This window comes from Pedobacter africanus, assembly GCF_040548825.1.
Lineage (GTDB): Bacteria > Bacteroidota > Bacteroidia > Sphingobacteriales > Sphingobacteriaceae > Pedobacter > Pedobacter africanus_A.
Map to the genome: position 1 here is coordinate 44,972 of NZ_JBEPSL010000002.1, position 17,591 is coordinate 62,562.

The window sequence follows — 17,591 nt, forward strand, 5'->3', positions numbered from 1 at the left end:
CCCACCTTCAGCTATTTTAAGTGCTGCTCCGAACGATTAAAGTAAATATTTTACTGCATAAGTTCTACTCTCCTCCCTTTAACGATAAATTTTAAATCACTTATTTTTTCGAGCGCATGTAAGACGGTGGATAATTGTTTATGTCTGCTTATTGATGCATGAATCTGTATACCAGCCGGAATTCCTGTATAGTCGATTTCCAGATCGTACCAGCGCTCCACCTGCCGGAGGGCCTCAATCAGCGGTGTGGCTTTAAAGCGGAATTCACCATCCTTCCAGGCCGCATAAAGCGCAGCATCAACCTTGTCCACCTCGAAGCCGGACCGATCAAATATGGCCTGCTCACCAGGATGCAGCTGTGTGGTAGAAGCAGCCCCGGAGCTGCTCAACTGAACACTTCCGTTAAGTAAAGTTGTAACGGTTCTGTGCTCATTTTGGTAGGCATTAACATTGAAACTCGTTCCCAACACTTTGACCTGTTGTTCCCCGGTACTTACAATGAAGGGATGTCTGGGATTATGGGCCACCTCGAAATATGCCTCACCTTCGAGTTTTACGATCCGCTCTTTACCTGTAAAACTTGTCGGATAGGATAAAGAAGAAGCAGCATTTAACCATACTTTAGTGCCATCACTTAAAACCACACGGTACTCCCCACCTTTAGGCGTATTCAAAGTAATGTTCTGGCCTGGCTCCGCATACGCAAGCTTTTCTCCGTCTGTATAATGAACAGAAGAATGGTCCACAACAATTTCCTGTTTGGAACCATCCAACTCAAATCTGGTTCCGTTTGAGGCAATTAATGTAGCACGACTGGTTCCTGGTCTGATGTCATGACTATGCACATATTGATCTGTGCTAACCGAAGTTTGCTGGTTAAAAAAATATATGGTTACAGAAATGATAAAAAACAGTGCAGCTGCAGCCGCAATCCTAGACCATCCAAAAAGATAGCGTTTAGGTTTTTGCACTTGAGGAATATTTTTTTCTATCTTTTCCCAGGCACGCCTTTGGATAACCTGTGCTTTTAATTCCAATTCAGCAGTATTCTTTAAATAACTCTGAAAATGTTCCTGCATCAATTCATCGAAATATTCCTGGCTGTCTTCTCTACTCAGGATATCATTCAATTGGGCCAACTCCTCCCGATTGAGTGTCATCTCAATATATTTCCTGAATAGTATCTGTATATTATTGTCTTGTCCCATTAACCAATGTAGCTGCCCTTTTTGCGCCCTATACCATTAAATACACACGAAAGACAAAAATTAGCACCCCTGAAAAAATTATTTTTTCAATAACACTGACAATAAGAGGATTAAAATATCAAAATGATAATCTTTTAATGCCATTCTTAATTTTTTACCCGCCTCCTGTATGTGATGATTGATAGCTGATGAGCTAATTTTTAAGCGCTCGCTGATTTCCTGATAGCTAAGCCCTTCCAGTTTATGCAGCGTGTAGACTTCACGTTGGCGCGGAGTCAGTTTATCCAATGCTGCATCAAGCATTTTTTTTGCTTCCAGTTCATTCATGGCGTCTTCAATGGGATTGTACCCCGTATCCTGCCCCATTTCATTGCGCATCAATTCATCGTATACATTTCTTCGGAAAACATTTTTTGAACGATTAGCAGCCATCTTATACAGGAATGCAGCAAAATTTTGTCCCGGATCTATGGTTTTACGGATTTCCCATATTTTAGTAAAAATATCCTGCAGTACATCTTCAGCTAATTCTTCGGATCTTAAAAGCTGAATCAGTTTTGACGTTAAACGAGGGGCATAAATCTCGTAAATGCTATGAAATGCATTGGCATCTCCTGCCCGCAAATCCACCAAAAGCTGCTGTTCATCACTGAAAGACATTTTCCTCTAATTTTTTCTGAATGTGAATGTAATAAAAAGTTCATAGATGCAGCTATTAAAATCTTAGCGAGCGGGACTTCAGGCGGTAGCAGTTTTCCTCATATCTTATCTGTAATAACAGCCTCTGGATCGCATAACGCAATACAAGTTGAAGATTCAAGTGCAATACCTTCTTCCAGTAACCAAATAAGCCGACCAGTATGGGGCGCAACAACTTCAACTGAAACTTTGTCGGTACTTATTTCACAAATTACTTCATCTTTCCTAACGATCTCACCCAGATCTATTTTCCAATCACTAATGATAGCTTCTCCATATTGCGAGTAACCCAATAAATCACCGGGATTGAATACCACTTCAAAGCTATTCGGAAATTTATCTTTAGTACTATTATAAGTTGTTAGCAATGGACGGGGCTTTCGCCAGATCAGCTCTTTAGTGGGCGTATCAATTTTTAAATAACCTTCAGCAAGTTTCCTGGCAGCTTCGGCCTCCATGACTTTCCGGGCATTTTCCTGCTCCTGCTTTTTCAAAGCTTCCTGCTCATAAAAAAAGGTGGTTTCACCCCGCAGAATATCTACGGCATAAGTACCAAGGTAATGTGCATATCCGAAAAGTTGATCAATCTGATTGCCAGCAACCGGTATTTCAGGTTTTCGTTCTTTTATCAGTTGCAAAATGCTATATAAGTTACTCCCCTTGGTATTAAGTCCAAAATCGATAGCTATATTCATGCCCCAGTTAATACCTTTTACCACAATACGTATTGCACTACTGGAAAACGTTACCTGAAATAAATTATCTGTATCCCTCAGGATCACCTTTTCTTCCCTTAAGCCGAAGTCGCTGCAGATAGCAGCAAAGGCGTTTCGTACTTCCTTTTTGAAGTACTGAAGTGCATCAGCATGTATTTTATAATAATCTTGCATAACATTGGCTAATCGAAAATAGAGATTATTTGCCAGTCTGTAATCATATGCACAGCAAATGTTCTGATAAAACTATTGTTGCTACCTAACCCTCCTTGATTTAAATCGCGAATCGGCCGAAAGGCAATAGCTATCATTGAAAAGGCAAAAAAAAATATTATTCGGTTTGGCCGTCTAAAATTCCCTCAAACAAAATCCGATTCTAAAAAACACACCCATTTCCGGACGTGTTCCGGAAATGAAAATAGTTTTGCTAACTGAAAAACAAGGGCTTAGGTTTGAGACATCAAACTAACTACAATGCTGGAACAAACTGACCCTCTAACCTCTCTTATAAAAGAAAGTACATCGCAATATTCAAAACCAAGAAAACGGGACGACGAACTCTGGAAAGGAATCTTAGAAGATGTATTTGATGATTTTTTACGGTTTTTTTTCCCCAATGCAGATGAACTGTTTGACATGAAAAAGAAATTCGAATTTCTGGATAAAGAGTTCAATCGCTTATTTCCACCCGAAGAAGGAGCTGCAGGGGTACGCTTTGTAGATAAATTGGTTAAAGTGCATTTAAAAAACGGCGAGCCTAAATTCGTACTGATACACGTGGAAATACAAGGCCACAAAGGCCATGAAGATTTACGCGCCCGGATGTTCAGGTATTTCTACAGAGCAAAAGACAAGCATAATGTTTCGATCAGTGCATTTGCTGTATTAATTGACGATGACAAAAATTTTCACCCTAAATTTTACAACGAGGAATTTCTGGGCACCAAGATAAAATATGAGTTTAATACCTATAAAGTCTTAGATCAGGATGAACAGACCTTACGCTCCAATGCAAACCCTTTTGCAGTGGTTGCCCTGGTGGTACTGATGGCACTGAAAAATAAAAATGTAGATGACGAGGATTTAAAGCAAATCAAACTCGATCTGACCAAAGAACTGATAAAAAGAAAAGTAGGCAAGTCCAAACATATTAAAATCATGGACTTTCTTGCTTATTATGTAAATTTTGAAAACCGTGAAATGATGGCTAAATTTGAACAAGAAGTAGAATTATTAACAGGAAGAACAACACCAATGGGCGTCAAAGAAATATTAATGGATAGAGCAAAAAATGAGGGTATCGAGAAAGGAAGGGCTGAAGGAGAAGCCATAGGCCGCCATGAAGAAGCTATTGAAATTGCCCGTAACTTTAAAAACATGGGTGTGGCAATAGCTGATATTGCTAAGGGTACCGGCCTTACAATCGAAGAAATAGAGGCCATTGGTACAAGAAATGGAAATAGATTTGAAGATGAAATTGATCTCGGTAAATAAACTAATCATTCAAGAATTGCTTCGGAACTGGCTTGGGATTCCTTCGGGTAAAGCAGCGCTTTTCCGAACAAAATCCCAAGCAATCCTTGATCAGGCTTTGATTTGCCCGATAATTGGTGTGTGGTAATCATAAGGTTGTGCCCAAGAACACGCCACCAACCTGATCTTATTTCAGATATTTCCCCAAAACTTTCATCAGCGCTTCGCCTCTTAGGTTCTTTGCAATAAGCTGGTGTAAGGTATTGATCAGATTTAGCTATATGCTTACTTTGGCATGTCTTATCATTCTTGTTTTGGTCTCTGTTTTCTTTAACCGCAAAATAGGTGTGAAGGGGCCAATCACAGGCCTTCTGAACAAAATCCCTTTAAACTCCGGGAAATAAGCTGAGCATACTTTCATGCTGTACAAAAAGGCGTATTAGCTCATGCTTCTACGCCTTTTTCCTTTTCCTCCAATTCTTTGATCAATGCTCCTTTTACTAAAGTAAATGTATGGTCTCTGGCTTCTGCGTAGGAAATGTTGTATTTACGTTCTATATGTTGCAATTCCTCCGGAAACCGGGATAAAAGCTTATCGTAATAGGCATCCAGAGTTTCGGATGCGGGCATTTCAAAGTTTACACGCAGCTGAAACCGTCTTAACAATGCAGTATCAATAATCTCGGGATGATTGGTAGCACATAACAACAAGGCGCTTTCAGGGTAATAATCGATCAGCTGGATCAGGGTATTTACCAATCTTCTCATTTCGCCAACATCTTTATCGTCGCTACCCCTAGCCTTTCCGATCTGGTCAAACTCATCCAGGAACAAAACGGCTTTTTCCCTGGCAGCCTGATCAAATACCTGTTTGATGTTTTGCGAAGTTTCACCAATACGCGAACAAACCACATTACTTAAATTAAGTATCAGAATGTTCTTTCCCAAGGCGTTTGCAATGGCCTTTGCAGTCATCGTTTTGCCGCAACCCGAACTGCCCTGAAGCAATATTTTGTTGTTTACGGGCAGTCCGTAACGGCTTAATTCTTCAATATAGGCGTGTTCCTTAATGAGTTGCACAAACTTTTGCCTGTTGTTTTCCTCCAGGATGATATCATTTAAAGTAACCTTCTCCTTATCGTTGATTACCAGGTCGTATATGTTCATTTCCTTCTATCTATTGCCACACAAAGGTACCTTATCTTTTCATCACCACGGTAGACCAGTTTTAGCAAAAGCAGGGGCCCAGATGTTACGCTCATGGATTAGGCAGGTCAAATACCTTTTCAACCGGGGGCAGGCACTGACGCAAATCACAGGTCTGGTAATACAAACCTGCCTGAATAATACCTGTGGTTTTCGCCTTGCGGAACAGCTTGTGTATAAACACTGCTTCGTTTTCATAAATCAGCACACCAGGATCGTTGGCAGAAGGAGAAGGCTTACTCCGCTCCCATTTACCTGCGGGTTCCAGACCTTCTGGCAGCTTTAAAACATGCTCAATAGGGATATAAGGCATAGTAGAAGGTACATATTGGTAAATATGCCAGCCAGCGGCCATTTTTACTTTTACAATTACCGCCATGCTGTCCTGCTCGGTCAGCAGTTTAGCATTCAGCGTAACCGGAACCTCCTGGTCGGGCGCTGTACATTCCAGCTGCTTCACCGCTGCTGCAATTTTTTTATCAAAGGCCGACTGTGCATTTGCGCACAGTCCGGCCAGTGAGAAGATCATTAAAAATCCGATCAGCTTTTTCATTAACTGTAAGTATTGATCATAAACCTATAGCCATTTGTTTCTGAGAAAAACAGTTTGCTCCTGTTTCTGGAAAGCCAGCTTCCCCATTCCTTTGCAGTAGTAAAGTTTTCGCCCGTGTATTTTTTCAGAACCCTTAAAGCCAGCTCTGTTTTTTCCCCTTTTTTGAGCATAGCAATGCAGGCATCAAGCAGTTTGATGCTATGATTGGAGATACCGATCTGCTGTACATCCTCGTCGATCGTATAATCATAGAAGCCATCTGGATTGCAGTATATATAAGGCAGATTGGCAGTCATGTATTTTTGAAAAGCTACTGCATCCGTACTAAATTTGGCCGCATATTTCCCCATTCTGCCTTTCAAATAGCTATCCCATGATTCTATTTCCTGCGGGTGACCAATATACTGCAGGGATTCCTCTTCTTCGCGCGTCAGCTTTTCACCTGCTGCTTTTTTATCGTTCAGTTTTTTATTTTGTTTTGCATTTGCTTCATTAAAGGATTTTATCTGGGTCACGTAATCATCGTAGCTTTCCTTTGAGGCATTGTCTATGATTTCTTTTACATCATTGGTAGTGGCCATGCGGTCGTTATATTTCCTGGCAATAGGTGTTCTGCCATTAAATTGTTTCATATAGGCCACTGCATTTACAAATACTTTCTTTGCTTCTTCAGTCATATCGGCGGGTGATGCGCCAAAGCCCCACAAAAAGAAGTTACCATGCCTGCCCAGGGCTACTGCACCCACATCTTTCTGGCATACCCCACTTGAGATCATTTCCGCATCTGGCGATTCTGTAAACCTGTTCCCACGAGATACCAGGCCTATACGTGCCCCGGTACCATCCAGATAACCCTCTTTTTGCACCCTCCACATTGGGATTTCTTTTGGAATGCCAGCTCCCGTAGTGTAATGAAATACCCCATCCGGTGTTTTTTTGTTCTGCATGGTTGGCACTACCTTTTCCAGGGGGCCTTTAAAGATGGCATGGTTTGCATTCAGATGATGTGCATCGGCATCCAGGCAAAGGCACAACCAGTCCAGCTTAAGTCCTATCCTGCGTCCCATTTCGTCGGCGGTACTGGCCATAAAAATAACCGGTTTGGAAAAATTATCCGGCAAATACCGGGCAGATATATATTTCATGTTTCCCTTTTCATCTTTTTCCTGTTTTGCGGGCTCTAAAGCGGTAGTTGCAAAATCAAAGATGGTTACATCATAAGGTTCTGAATCGGCCGGTTTCCAGTCGCGGCAATCGACGGTTTTTACCTCCGCAAAATACTGACCCAGCAATGCCTTAAAAGCGGGCATGCGTAAAGGATATTCGGCTTTGAATTCCTTTTCAGCCATCATTCCCGGATACGACCGTTTGGCTTCCGGCATGGGCTTGGCCGGGTCGTAACCTACAAAGAGTACTTTTACCGGGCTTAGCGAGCGCTGCTGTGCGTAGAGTGGCGCTGCACATACAAGCAGGGCCAGCATCATTAATTTTAAAATTCTGTTCATCTTATTTTCATCATAATTAAGTTCTATCTATAGAGTCGGCCAGGCTGTGGCCTGGGTGTAGGTTAAAGTTCTTTCAATGCTAATTTTTTACTAAAACCCTCCTTCCTTCAACTGTAAACCTGACCTGTCCGGTTGATTCTATAAATTTCAAAACCACAGACAGGTTATTTTTCCGGGAAATAAAACCACCGATTTCCATTTTTTTAGTAGCTGCAGGGTCATAGATAATCTCTACGTTATACCATCTCGCTATCTTTCGCATCGCAGCTGCAAAATCGCCCTCGTTGAAAGCAAAGCCATCATTCTTCCAGTCCAATACTTCCTTTGCGTCAACAGCGCTAACCTTTAAGTCTTTGAGGTTGTTCGTTGCCTGCTGGCCAGGTTTTAAGACCACTTCATTCCTGGCAGCCGCGGTTTGCCGCACCCGTACACTTCCTTCAACAAGGGTCGTTTTAACACTGCCTTCATTTTTGTAGCTGTTTACATTAAAATGAGTACCCAGCACCTCAATTTCCTGTCCTTCGGTTTCAACAATGAAAGGATGCATTTTATTTTTTGCCACTTCAAAATAACCCTCTCCTTTTAGTTTAACCCTGCGTTTTCCTCTATGGTCCAAATGAGATGCAAAGGTTAAAGCAGAGCCCGCATTTAACCATACCTTCGAACTATCGGATAATTGAACCTGATAAGTTTCGCCTATGGCAGTACTTATGGTATTGATTTTATTTTGTTCATCGCCCCTGGGAGATTCAGTAAGCCTATACACCAGTTGCCCATTTGCCGATTTGCTGATGCTTATACCGGCTTCTTCGGCAAGCTGCCCGCTTGCAGCATCGTTCAGCACTATTTTTCGACCGTCGGCAAGTGTCAGCATTGCACCCGTTTTTCCTGGCGGCACCTCGTTTTTGTAAGTAAATTTTGTGGAATAAGGTGTGTTGTAAAACAGCAGAGCAGCAATCAGTATCAATGCCACAGATGCAGCCACTGCAATACGGGGCCATAGCTTAACAGTGGTCTGTTTAGCCGCCACCGGGAGTTTTTTCCAGATCTCATTCCGTATATCCGCAGCTACGGGGCTAGTATCGTTGTCCATGGCCCGGGCCTGTTGGTTAAACCAGTTGTCTACCAGCAGCTGCTCAGCCGGACTGCACAACCCTTTCCTGTAACGTTCCAGCAATTCCTTTTCCCGCAGGTACTTTTCTTCCATTCGCTTATTATGCCATTAATTAAATGGTATAACGAACACACCGGAAGAAAGTCCCGGTTATCCTAAAAAAAAGTTAAAAAGATATGTGCTGAATCCCCAAACTTGTTCCTAAGGATACGAACAGCATTGCTGAGCTGGTTCCTGACGGTCTTATTTGAAATGGAAAGTTCTTCGGCAATTTCCTGGTTGGATTTATATTCCTTGCGGCTCTTTTCAAAAATGATCCGCATTTTTTCGGGCAATTGGCTGATTTCTTTTTCTATCTGATCGTAAAGTTCTTTTTCAATATACATCCTGTCGGGCAGCGCCTCGCTAAGGCTCATGACCTGCTTTAGGGAATCAAGATACTTCGCCTCTACTTTGGAATGTTTTATCCTGTCGAGAATTTTGTTTCGGATAAGTGTATAAAGAAAGGCAGCCAGCGGGGGCCTGATATTCTTCTCTGCAGATTTGATCCACAAGGTGGTAAAAACATCCTGCACTACATCTTTTGCAGCACTTTCGTCCTGCATCATCTTGCGCGCAAACCGGAAAAGGATCTGCCAGTAACGGTCATAAATTACTTCGTAGGCCTGCCTGTTGCCCTGCTGCAAAACCTGCAGCAGTTCTTCATCACTTTTATGAATCAATTGTTTCATTCAGGCCTCTCGGTTTAACAGTGCCAATAATAGGGAATTATTTTTACCCCATCAAAAAGATAGCCGGATAAGTCTGTTATCCGGCCCATTCTTTTGATCAGATACCCGCTACCAGGAGCTGATATATTTTTAAATCGTTTATTGTCTGAAGATCTGGCTCAACATCGCATCCAGTTCGGCATCGTCAGCAAACTGATGCACAATTTTGCCTTCTTTGTCAATCAGGATCTTGGTAGGATAGCCCCCTACTTCGTATAAACCGGAAAGGTCTATACTCTCGCCCTTGTCATTTTGTTTACCCCGGTTTCTGAGCACCTGCGGCCAGAGTCCAATCCCATCGTCTTTGATTGCTTTTTTCCAGCCGGCTATGTTGTTGTCGTCATCAGAAATGCCGATAAACTCCAGGCCCTGATCTTTGTACTTCTTGTAAACAGAAATCAAATGCGGGTTACCTGCGCGGCATGGGCCGCACCAGGTAGCCCAGAAATCAAGCAGTACATATTTACCTTTGAAATCACTCAGCCTAACCTGTTTGCCTTCGGCATCCGGCACAGCAAATTCGGGGGCTGTAACCCCATCGGTTATCTTTTTCACATTAAACAGCTGCGTATCCCATTCTTTGCCTATGGCGCTTTTCTTTATCTTATCGTCAAAACCCGCATACATGCTTTTTAAGGTGGTCTCATCAAAAACACCTGAATTCAGGGCATTATAGGCTGTAAAATAAGTTTTGGGGTATTTTTTAAATGCTACTTTTAATTTTTCATTGCGTGCTGCAATATATGGGGCCGCGGCGGCTCCCATTCTTTTGTACAGGCTTTCATAATAGGCTATAGAATCTTTGTCCACTACATCTGCCTTACGTATTTGCGACATCCGCATAGAAGCATAGTTCAGCGAGTCGTAAATGCTGGAAAGGTCAAACCAAAAGGCTTTATTTTCAGCTTCCACTACAGTCATGATGTCGTTGTTGGTGCTTCCCTTAGCCTCTATCTGTTTTCCTCCTTCATACAGCTTTACCTTTATTTTACCGGGTTCAATAAACACAGGGAAATATTCACTAAACATTTTTTTCTTGTTTTCAACGATGAGCGCGCCAAGCGAAACAGTTTTTGCCTTTCCTTTAAAGACAAAACTTCCATCGGGATTTTGTGCACTGTCTAGCAATACGCCTCCGTATCTATCTCCCGATAGCAGGATTTTTTCTGCACCCGGAAACTTTCCGGAAATTTCATAATCAAAACCCGATAGGGCTTTTACAGTTGTTTGCAAGCCCTTTACCTTTGCCTGCTGCCCCAAAGCTGCTCCGGCTATACAAAGTACAGCAGCTGTAGTTAATGTTTTTAATAGTCTCATTGTTTTTTTATGTTTTTTGTTAGTAAGGCAAATCAGCCTTATACAATAAAGACAACACTGAGCAGGTTAGAGACTACAAGAAACTGAAAAAAGGTTTTAGGGCCTGCAAAAAAGCCGGATAAAGATTGTATCCGGCTTTTTCAATTTTTTTCCGTTTTTACGATTTAATGGTTACGCTAAATTGTACATCCTTTGGTGGTATGCAACTGGTGTCATCGCAGGCACCAAAGTTAACGCTTCCCTTAACCGTGGTCTGGTTTTTAGATTTCAACTTTACCTTTTGTTGAAAAACAGCCGTTTTTTCAAAATATTTCACCTGCATGTCGAACATCTTTTCAAACTTTACAATCGGTTTAGATTCCAGGGTTTTTCCAACAAGTGCATACTGAGCCGAAGGGGCAAAAGTAAATACGGTTTTGGTAGGGCCACCATCGGCAATATCCTGCGAATACAGGTGCCAGCCCTCTTCAATAGTTGCTTTAAGGTACACAACAGCTTCTGTTGCGCTTACTTTTTTTGCTGCATAGCTCCATTTTACCGGATCTACCATTTGGGCCTTTACCAACTGTACCGAAGTAAGCAGCAGTAGGGCCATGATCAGTTTTTTCATTCGTTTTATCAGTTTATTATTTAGCTAAAATAACGATTTTTTGTTATCGATAGTATTTAGATCAAAGAATCTCAGCTAGCTTCTGAAAAAGATCTTTTTCGTCACCGTTCTTTCCTTCGCCAATATATCTGCCAACAATTTTGCCTTCAGGATCGATCAGGATGAGTACAGGGATAGCCCTGACATTATATCTTATCAATAGATTATTTTCTGATTCATGACCTAATAATTCTGGCGCATTGTCATAAGATAGTATATGCACCCAAGAACCTATATCATCCTTCTTTATTGCATTTATCCAATTGTTTTTTTTCTCATCAGAAGAAACGCTGATAATACTTAATCCTTTTGGCTCATATTCTGCAAATATACGCTTTAACTCTGGAAAGAACTGCCTACAGGGAACGCACCAGCTCGCCCAGAAATCCAGTAATACATACCTTCCTTTAAAATCTTTGAGATGAATTAGTTTCCCTTTGTAATCTGTCCTTTTAAAGGCATAAGCTGGTACGCCTACTCTCGGCTGCTCAACATTTGAAATCCTCTTCTGAACCGCAGCACCAAACTGGCTGCTTTTAATTCGCTCGGTAAATGAGTTAAAAAATACTGCTGACTCCGGTAATGACACAGCCTTTGCTAATAACAGGTTGTACAGCAAATATGGACTTAGATAAGAATCGGGGTGAGATTTTATAAAATCCAAATCCATGTTCTTACTTTCAGATATATACTTTTTAGCACCTGACGATAACTCAGATTTAATAGCGCTTAATTCCACGGTACTATCGCCTTTTGTTTTATGCAAAACCAGCGTTTTATATAGAACAGAGAGCGAATCAAATTTCTTTCGTTTAATTAATTTTTGCCTATCCAGAGCAGACAATTGATCTTGGGTTAATGCACCAGTTACCTTCGCTGTTTTGAAGTTGTTTTGATGTAGTTCCACAAACATTTTCTTTGGCTCAATGAAAATCTCAGTCAAATTTGGATCGTCAGCATCAAAGTATTTGCCAGTTATATTCCCTATAAGAGTAACTAATGTAGGCTCCTCCGCCCTTCCTTTGAATGCAAATTTACCATCCTGGAGGTAAGTTGTATCACGGATTTCCTTTCCACCTTTATCCCAATACCTCAGCCAAATAAAACCAGAGTCCCTTCCATGCAATTGGCCTTCCAAAATGAACTGTTTTACCTCCTTTGATTGCGATTTAACAAACAATGGAATAAAAAACAAGCAAGTAATTATAGTTATAACCTTCATAATCAAATGAAAAGATACACCATATATGTTAACATATACGGTGTAATCATAGTTAATTTTTATTCAGGAACTTCCGAAATACATATAAAACCTTGTTCAATTGTCACCCGGAAACAAACCGGGCAATTTCCTATACACCTATCTTTTTCTTCTATCGGATGTGGCAGGCAGGATTCAAGACAAATTGCATTGATAGAATTACCCGATCCTCCAGCAATTTTTTTCATTTCCGATCTGCTTAGCAAGCTTCCACCAGTAAATCCTGATGCACTTAAATTTAACTTTTTCATGAGTTTATTCTTAGGTCTTGCAACTCTATTCCGCATGAGTTACGTCTGCGACATGTTTTTTATGACCTCAATGCTGGTCATTCCGAACTGTGTCGTTGCAACTCAACAATTCGTTTCGCGCGCAAAAAAGTTTAAGAAAGGAGATATTTAACATCGTCTAATCGATATGGATCTGGCAACTTATACCCGTTAACAAAAATGGTTGGAGTAAAACTTATTTCTGCCACTTCACACCATTCCTTTTGTTTTTTAACAACAGCTTCAATATTATCATTAATATCAAGTGGATAGTCTTTCGACCAAACATTGTAATTTTTTTTGGTGCGACCATACCAGTCATTCAATGCTTTTTCAACTTCGCTCCTTTCATCCATTAGACTTAAAGCTGTCATATGCCTTGCGACTTTAGTTTTCGGGTCATCATCATGATTTGCTGTGCTGAAAATAATTTTTACCTGAATATCGTCACGCACATTTAACCAGCTATCTAACATTTTATGAGTTGCTGCACATGGCCCGCAGAAGGGGTTGCTGACCATGGTGATGATGTTTTCTGCTTCAGCATTACCCAATACAATAGGCATAATGTCATTAGGGACCGAAAAACGCGGTTGATTGGTCAATACCTGGTTGAACAGGTCACTGTTGTATTTGAATTTTTTCAGCTGCTGTTTTAAAGGAGCCAGTTGCTCGGCTTTCAGCATAAAGGGCTTTACAAATGCCCATATCACAACCGGGATTGCAAAACTGAACAGCATAGCTACAATTGTAGTTACTTCCAAAGCTGGCACTGTGTATCCTGTGCCTGTTGCGAAAACGATAAACTGCAGCCAAAGCAAAGCCTGCACCGTACAGCACAATACACACCAGTTTTTGGCTTTATACTGGTACCAGAGCGACCAGAAAGTATAAGGCAGGCAGCATAAATTTAAAATGGCTAAATAGGGAACCGCATTATTTACGAATAACAAACTCAGCAAGGAGCCTGCAAAGTAGAAAAAGCCTACTTCACTCCAGCTTAGCCAGTCGGTAACCTTGGCTTCTTTGGATTTTAAAATGGCATTACAATCGTTTTTTTTGCCCAGACTGCAGAGGTTTTGTACAAAAGGATTGCTGGCATTGACACTATAGATCAGCAATAAAGTACTTACCGTAAGGCCTGCCAAACTAAGTACAGTTAAAGCTGTAAACACCCAGCTGAAGCTGTACTGGAAAAAGACATAGACGATGCAGCTTAAAATGGCAACAACCAGTGCAGGGATGCGCAAGCCGTTTAAAAAACCTTTAAAAGACTGTGCTTTATAGTCGGCCTCCCCACTTTCTGCGCTTGCTTCGGCATATAAGATCACTCCTCCCCATTGGGCAAGAAAGTCCTGCTCAGACATGCTGGCGTTGCTTTTTTTCTCGTCGGTATAGTTTACAGATCCGTTATTGATGTTATTGATCAGGATAAACTGCCCTGTTTTCTGAAGGTGTGCAATCAGCGGAAAGGAAAGATCGGCCGGATTGTAATCCTTTTTATCAATCTGATAGGCACTGTTGGGAATTTTCCATTCGGTCAGGCAATCACTAAGTGCAAGTAAACTCGAATAATCCGGATGTTCATGCAATGCCGATTTAATGGTCTCATAACTTACACGGACATTTAATCTTTTTACCAGTGCATGAAGTACAGCAACGGCGTTTTCTTTTTTTGAAAAGGGAGATAAGAGCATAGTCTGAATGTTTGGTTATTACAAGTTAACCAACATCAAGTCATACAAAGAATTTGCTTGCAAAACGGCTATTTGTTATTGTTAACAACCACATTCTGAAGGTAAAGCCTTAAATATTAGTGCCCACGATAGGTTTTGACAATTTTTTTTTCAATTCTAGCTAGGAAATCATTTTTATACAAATCGCCTAAGGGAAACGAGGAGTTATCCAACATCGTCACTTTAGAACCGTTAATCTCCTTAACATAATTGACACTAATAATAAATGCTCTGTGTATTCGGATAAAAATTTCAGGAGGCAAACTTTGTTCAATTTCTTTTAACCTAATGTGTGAAAAGTGAACACCGCAGCTCGTGTGTATTGAGACGACATCATCTATTGCCTTGATACATACTATTTCCGAAATTCTGATCCGTGAGAAGTTTCCCTTCTTTCCAGTATTTACAAAAATCTCATCATTTCTCTGAACGCTGTTTGGTCGTCTCAATCCCATCATTAATTTCGCTTTCTCTACGGCCTTAATGAAACGACTATAATTAAAGGGTTTAAAAAGGTAATCGACAACATCTTTATCAAATGCGTCAACAGCATATTTGGCGTGAGCAGTAGTTAAAATCACCATAACATTCCCAGGCATCATTTGCATTAATTCCAACCCTGAAATATTGGGCATTTCAACATCGAGGAAGATTATATCCGGAGTTTGGTTTTCCAGAATTTCTTGCAAACCAAGAATAGGATCTACACTACTTCCTATCAACTTAAGACCGGGTGTCTTTTCGACCATCCCCGTTATTTCATTTATACTAAATTTTTCATCGTCAATAACATAACAAGTGGTCATTTCCAGAACGTTTAGTTAGTAAAGAGGCTAAAACGACCGGCTTTCAGGCCAGCCGTTTACCTTATGTCTTAAAAATTTGACTCAATATCCTGGGAATTACTTCAACTTTTCTTCCAGTAAAGTCTCCAGCTCTTTTTCCGACAGGTTTCGTGCAATGATTACGCCATTAGGATCAACAAGGACTGTGGCAGGAATACTGTTTACCCCAAAAGCACGCGAAATTTCATTGTCCCAGCCTTTCAGGTCTGATATATGATTCCAGGTCAACCCGTCTTTTCTGATCGCATCCGTCCATTTGGACTTATCGTTCTTATCTAAAGAAATCCCCAGAACGGTAAAGTTCTTAGACTTATAATGATTGTAAAGCTTTACCATACCCGGATTGGCGGCACGGCAAGGTACACACCAGGATGCCCAGAAATCAATCAGCAAATACTTTCCTTTAAAATCCCTTAACGATACCATATTGCCCAGGGTATCGGCCTGCTTCATTGCAGGAACCATTTTACCGATTGCAGTATTCCGCTGACCAACCATGGATGGCGTGATGAATTTAAAATACGAGTTATCTGCCAGCAGGTTAGAATCTAAGCTGCTGTACAACTTCACTTCAGTAGTCATGTCTAAACGGTTTGCCCATAGTAAAAAGGGAGAAACCCCAGAGCCGGGATGCTGCGCTATGAATTTAGTTGCCAGCGCTTCGCTTTCCTTGTTCAAGGCATTGTTTTTCTCTCTCAGTGCAACAGCTGCTGCAGATTCCTTATCCAGGGGCCGCAATTTCGTATAGATCTCCCTGATTTCAGTTTCCAAAGCCCCCAGCGTCTGCCGATATTGATTGTATTGTTCAATTTGTTTGCCTCCTGATAGTTTTGCTGACTTCAAATCATTGGCATCTGCTTCTATCCTCACAGGTTCGTTGTAAAGTACAAACTGAATTTGCTTCTGCGGTTCGATGGCCAAACTGGCAAAATAGGGAGAGCGCAATGCTTTCCCTTTATAACTGAATTTCCCTTTTTGAACTGGTATGGTTATGGCCTCGGGCGCACCCATATGGTCTTTAGTAATATGGAGTTGTACAGATGATCCACTAAAATTTTTAATGCTACCATTTAGTGTAAAATCCTGCGCCATAGCACTGAAGCTGCCAAGCAGTACAAAGCTTAATGTGATTTTGATTAACTGTTTCATATCTAGTTATTAAAAATCTCTTCCAGTTTTTTATTGAGGATTTCCCCTCTCAGATCTTTAGCAATGATATTCCCATTAGGGTCTACCAGTAAAGTGCTCGGAATTCCCCTGATCCCATAATATTCGGAAACCTCATTTTTCCATCCTTTCAGGTCAGAAAGCTGCGTCCATGGCATACCATCGTCTTTGATGGCTTTTTTCCAGTTTTCACCTTTATCATCCAATGAAATGCCCACTACAGTGAAATTTTTGTCTTTATATTTATTGTATGCTTTTAACACGTTCGGGTTTTCTGCACGGCATGGTCCGCACCAGCTGGCCCAGAAATCAACCAGCACATATTTACCTTTGAAAGCGGCAAAACTAACCGGTTTTCCTTCGGTATCGTTCTGTGTAAAATTTAGCATTGGTGTACCAATGGCACTGCGTTTAAGTATGGCCAAACGTTCTGTAAGGCGCTTGCCCTCCGGGCTGTTTTTTACGTTCTTGCCCAGCTTGTCATATGCTGCCTGAATGTCTTTATACTCGCCCATTGCGGCACGGTCTGTTACCAGACTAAGGCTAAAGGCACTTTCAGGGTGTTCTGCAATGTATTTGTTGGCTACCGCACGCTTTTCCATCCTGATGTCGTCCAGTTGTTGTTCCAGTGCCAGCTGCTCTTCTTTGCTTACTTTACCATACTTTTTGTATAGCGGATCCTGCTTTGCCGAAATAGGGGCCAGCAACTTTTCGTAAGCATCTGCTTCGTTCTGGATTTTAGAACCGGTCAGTTTAACCTTATTTAGCGAATCAGCACTACCTGTTAATTCCATATTTCCGGGCTCAACAAATAGCCAGACTGCCCTTTTCGGAAACATGACCGTAATTTTCTGCGGATCGGCCATAGGCGCTGTCCAGGTAAATTTATCGCCGGTAACTTTTACATTACTGGTTTTGGGTTCATTGCCTTCATAATAATGGAAATTCAGTTCGGCATCGCCCAGTCCTTTAATGTTGCCTTTTACTGTAGCTTGCTGCGCAAAGGCAGTACCTGCCGTACATATCAACGCTGCTACTGCCAAATTTTTAAGTGTTTTCATAGTTCTTTTATTTATGGTTCAATTAGTTAGCTGGTTAGGTTC

At 41.2% G+C, this 17,591-nt stretch carries 17 protein-coding genes; 1 reads left to right on the top strand and 16 read right to left on the bottom strand.

What is annotated here, in order from left to right; all coding sequences use genetic code 11:
• Positions 1 to 50: 50 nt before the first annotated feature.
• The 3 genes from ABIE26_RS10415 to ABIE26_RS10425 form a co-directional block, all read right to left on the bottom strand.
• Entirely contained in the window at positions 51 to 1,208 is a 1,158-nt protein-coding gene (locus ABIE26_RS10415) for a FecR family protein (RefSeq protein WP_354375577.1), read from the bottom strand.
• 78 nt (positions 1,209 to 1,286) lie between these two features.
• Entirely contained in the window at positions 1,287 to 1,868 is a 582-nt protein-coding gene (locus ABIE26_RS10420; protein WP_310143343.1) for an RNA polymerase sigma factor, read from the bottom strand.
• Between the two features lie 98 nt (positions 1,869 to 1,966).
• The gene (locus ABIE26_RS10425; RefSeq protein ID WP_310143340.1) at positions 1,967 to 2,797 is read right to left on the bottom strand and encodes a biotin/lipoyl-containing protein; all 831 of its coding nucleotides are present in this window, start codon (positions 2,795 to 2,797) and stop codon (positions 1,967 to 1,969) included.
• A 300-nt stretch (positions 2,798 to 3,097) separates the two neighbouring features.
• Between ABIE26_RS10425 and ABIE26_RS10430 the strand changes: the two genes are divergently transcribed.
• Entirely contained in the window at positions 3,098 to 4,117 is a 1,020-nt protein-coding gene (locus ABIE26_RS10430; RefSeq protein ID WP_310143338.1) for a hypothetical protein, read from the top strand.
• A 423-nt stretch (positions 4,118 to 4,540) separates the two neighbouring features.
• Here ABIE26_RS10430 and ABIE26_RS10435 read toward each other — a convergent pair whose 3' ends face one another.
• The 13 genes from ABIE26_RS10435 to ABIE26_RS10495 all read right to left on the bottom strand — a co-directional run bounded on the left by ABIE26_RS10435 (position 4,541) and on the right by ABIE26_RS10495 (position 17,549).
• Positions 4,541 to 5,263 carry an AAA family ATPase gene (locus ABIE26_RS10435; RefSeq protein WP_310143335.1) on the bottom strand — a complete coding sequence of 241 codons (723 nt, stop codon included), beginning with the start codon at positions 5,261 to 5,263 and terminating at the stop codon, positions 4,541 to 4,543.
• 91 nt (positions 5,264 to 5,354) lie between these two features.
• The gene (locus ABIE26_RS10440; protein ID WP_310143334.1) at positions 5,355 to 5,855 is read right to left on the bottom strand and encodes a protein-disulfide reductase DsbD domain-containing protein; all 501 of its coding nucleotides are present in this window, start codon (positions 5,853 to 5,855) and stop codon (positions 5,355 to 5,357) included.
• Positions 5,855 to 7,360: a hypothetical protein gene (locus tag ABIE26_RS10445; RefSeq protein ID WP_310143332.1), complete on the bottom strand. Its 1,506-nt coding sequence runs from the start codon at positions 7,358 to 7,360 to the stop codon at positions 5,855 to 5,857. The genes ABIE26_RS10440 and ABIE26_RS10445 overlap by 1 nt, the downstream gene beginning before the upstream one ends.
• A 79-nt stretch (positions 7,361 to 7,439) precedes the next feature.
• Positions 7,440 to 8,567 carry a FecR family protein gene (locus ABIE26_RS10450; protein ID WP_310143329.1) on the bottom strand — a complete coding sequence of 376 codons (1,128 nt, stop codon included), beginning with the start codon at positions 8,565 to 8,567 and terminating at the stop codon, positions 7,440 to 7,442.
• A gap of 62 nt (positions 8,568 to 8,629) precedes the next feature.
• The gene (locus ABIE26_RS10455; protein WP_310143326.1) at positions 8,630 to 9,205 is read right to left on the bottom strand and encodes an RNA polymerase sigma-70 factor; all 576 of its coding nucleotides are present in this window, start codon (positions 9,203 to 9,205) and stop codon (positions 8,630 to 8,632) included.
• A 138-nt stretch (positions 9,206 to 9,343) separates the two neighbouring features.
• Positions 9,344 to 10,561 carry a TlpA disulfide reductase family protein gene (locus ABIE26_RS10460; protein ID WP_310143324.1) on the bottom strand — a complete coding sequence of 406 codons (1,218 nt, stop codon included), beginning with the start codon at positions 10,559 to 10,561 and terminating at the stop codon, positions 9,344 to 9,346.
• A gap of 157 nt (positions 10,562 to 10,718) precedes the next feature.
• The gene (locus ABIE26_RS10465) at positions 10,719 to 11,171 is read right to left on the bottom strand and encodes a protein-disulfide reductase DsbD domain-containing protein (protein ID WP_310143323.1); all 453 of its coding nucleotides are present in this window, start codon (positions 11,169 to 11,171) and stop codon (positions 10,719 to 10,721) included.
• A gap of 61 nt (positions 11,172 to 11,232) precedes the next feature.
• Complete coding sequence (locus ABIE26_RS10470) at positions 11,233 to 12,432, bottom strand: TlpA disulfide reductase family protein (protein ID WP_310143322.1); 1,200 nt, start codon at positions 12,430 to 12,432, stop codon at positions 11,233 to 11,235.
• Positions 12,433 to 12,491: 59 nt separating this feature from the next.
• A complete protein-coding gene (locus tag ABIE26_RS10475; protein ID WP_310143320.1) occupies positions 12,492 to 12,722 on the bottom strand; it encodes a hypothetical protein in 231 nt (76 codons plus the stop codon).
• Between the two features lie 131 nt (positions 12,723 to 12,853).
• Positions 12,854 to 14,437 (bottom strand): cysteine peptidase family C39 domain-containing protein, encoded by a 1,584-nt coding sequence (locus ABIE26_RS10480; RefSeq protein ID WP_310143319.1) that lies wholly within the window; start codon positions 14,435 to 14,437, stop codon positions 12,854 to 12,856.
• Between the two features lie 116 nt (positions 14,438 to 14,553).
• Positions 14,554 to 15,282: a LytR/AlgR family response regulator transcription factor gene (locus tag ABIE26_RS10485; protein WP_310143317.1), complete on the bottom strand. Its 729-nt coding sequence runs from the start codon at positions 15,280 to 15,282 to the stop codon at positions 14,554 to 14,556.
• 96 nt (positions 15,283 to 15,378) lie between these two features.
• Entirely contained in the window at positions 15,379 to 16,470 is a 1,092-nt protein-coding gene (locus tag ABIE26_RS10490) for a TlpA disulfide reductase family protein (RefSeq protein WP_310143315.1), read from the bottom strand.
• A 2-nt stretch (positions 16,471 to 16,472) separates the two neighbouring features.
• A complete protein-coding gene (locus ABIE26_RS10495) occupies positions 16,473 to 17,549 on the bottom strand; it encodes a TlpA disulfide reductase family protein (protein WP_310143313.1) in 1,077 nt (358 codons plus the stop codon).
• Positions 17,550 to 17,591: the final 42 nt, after the last annotated feature.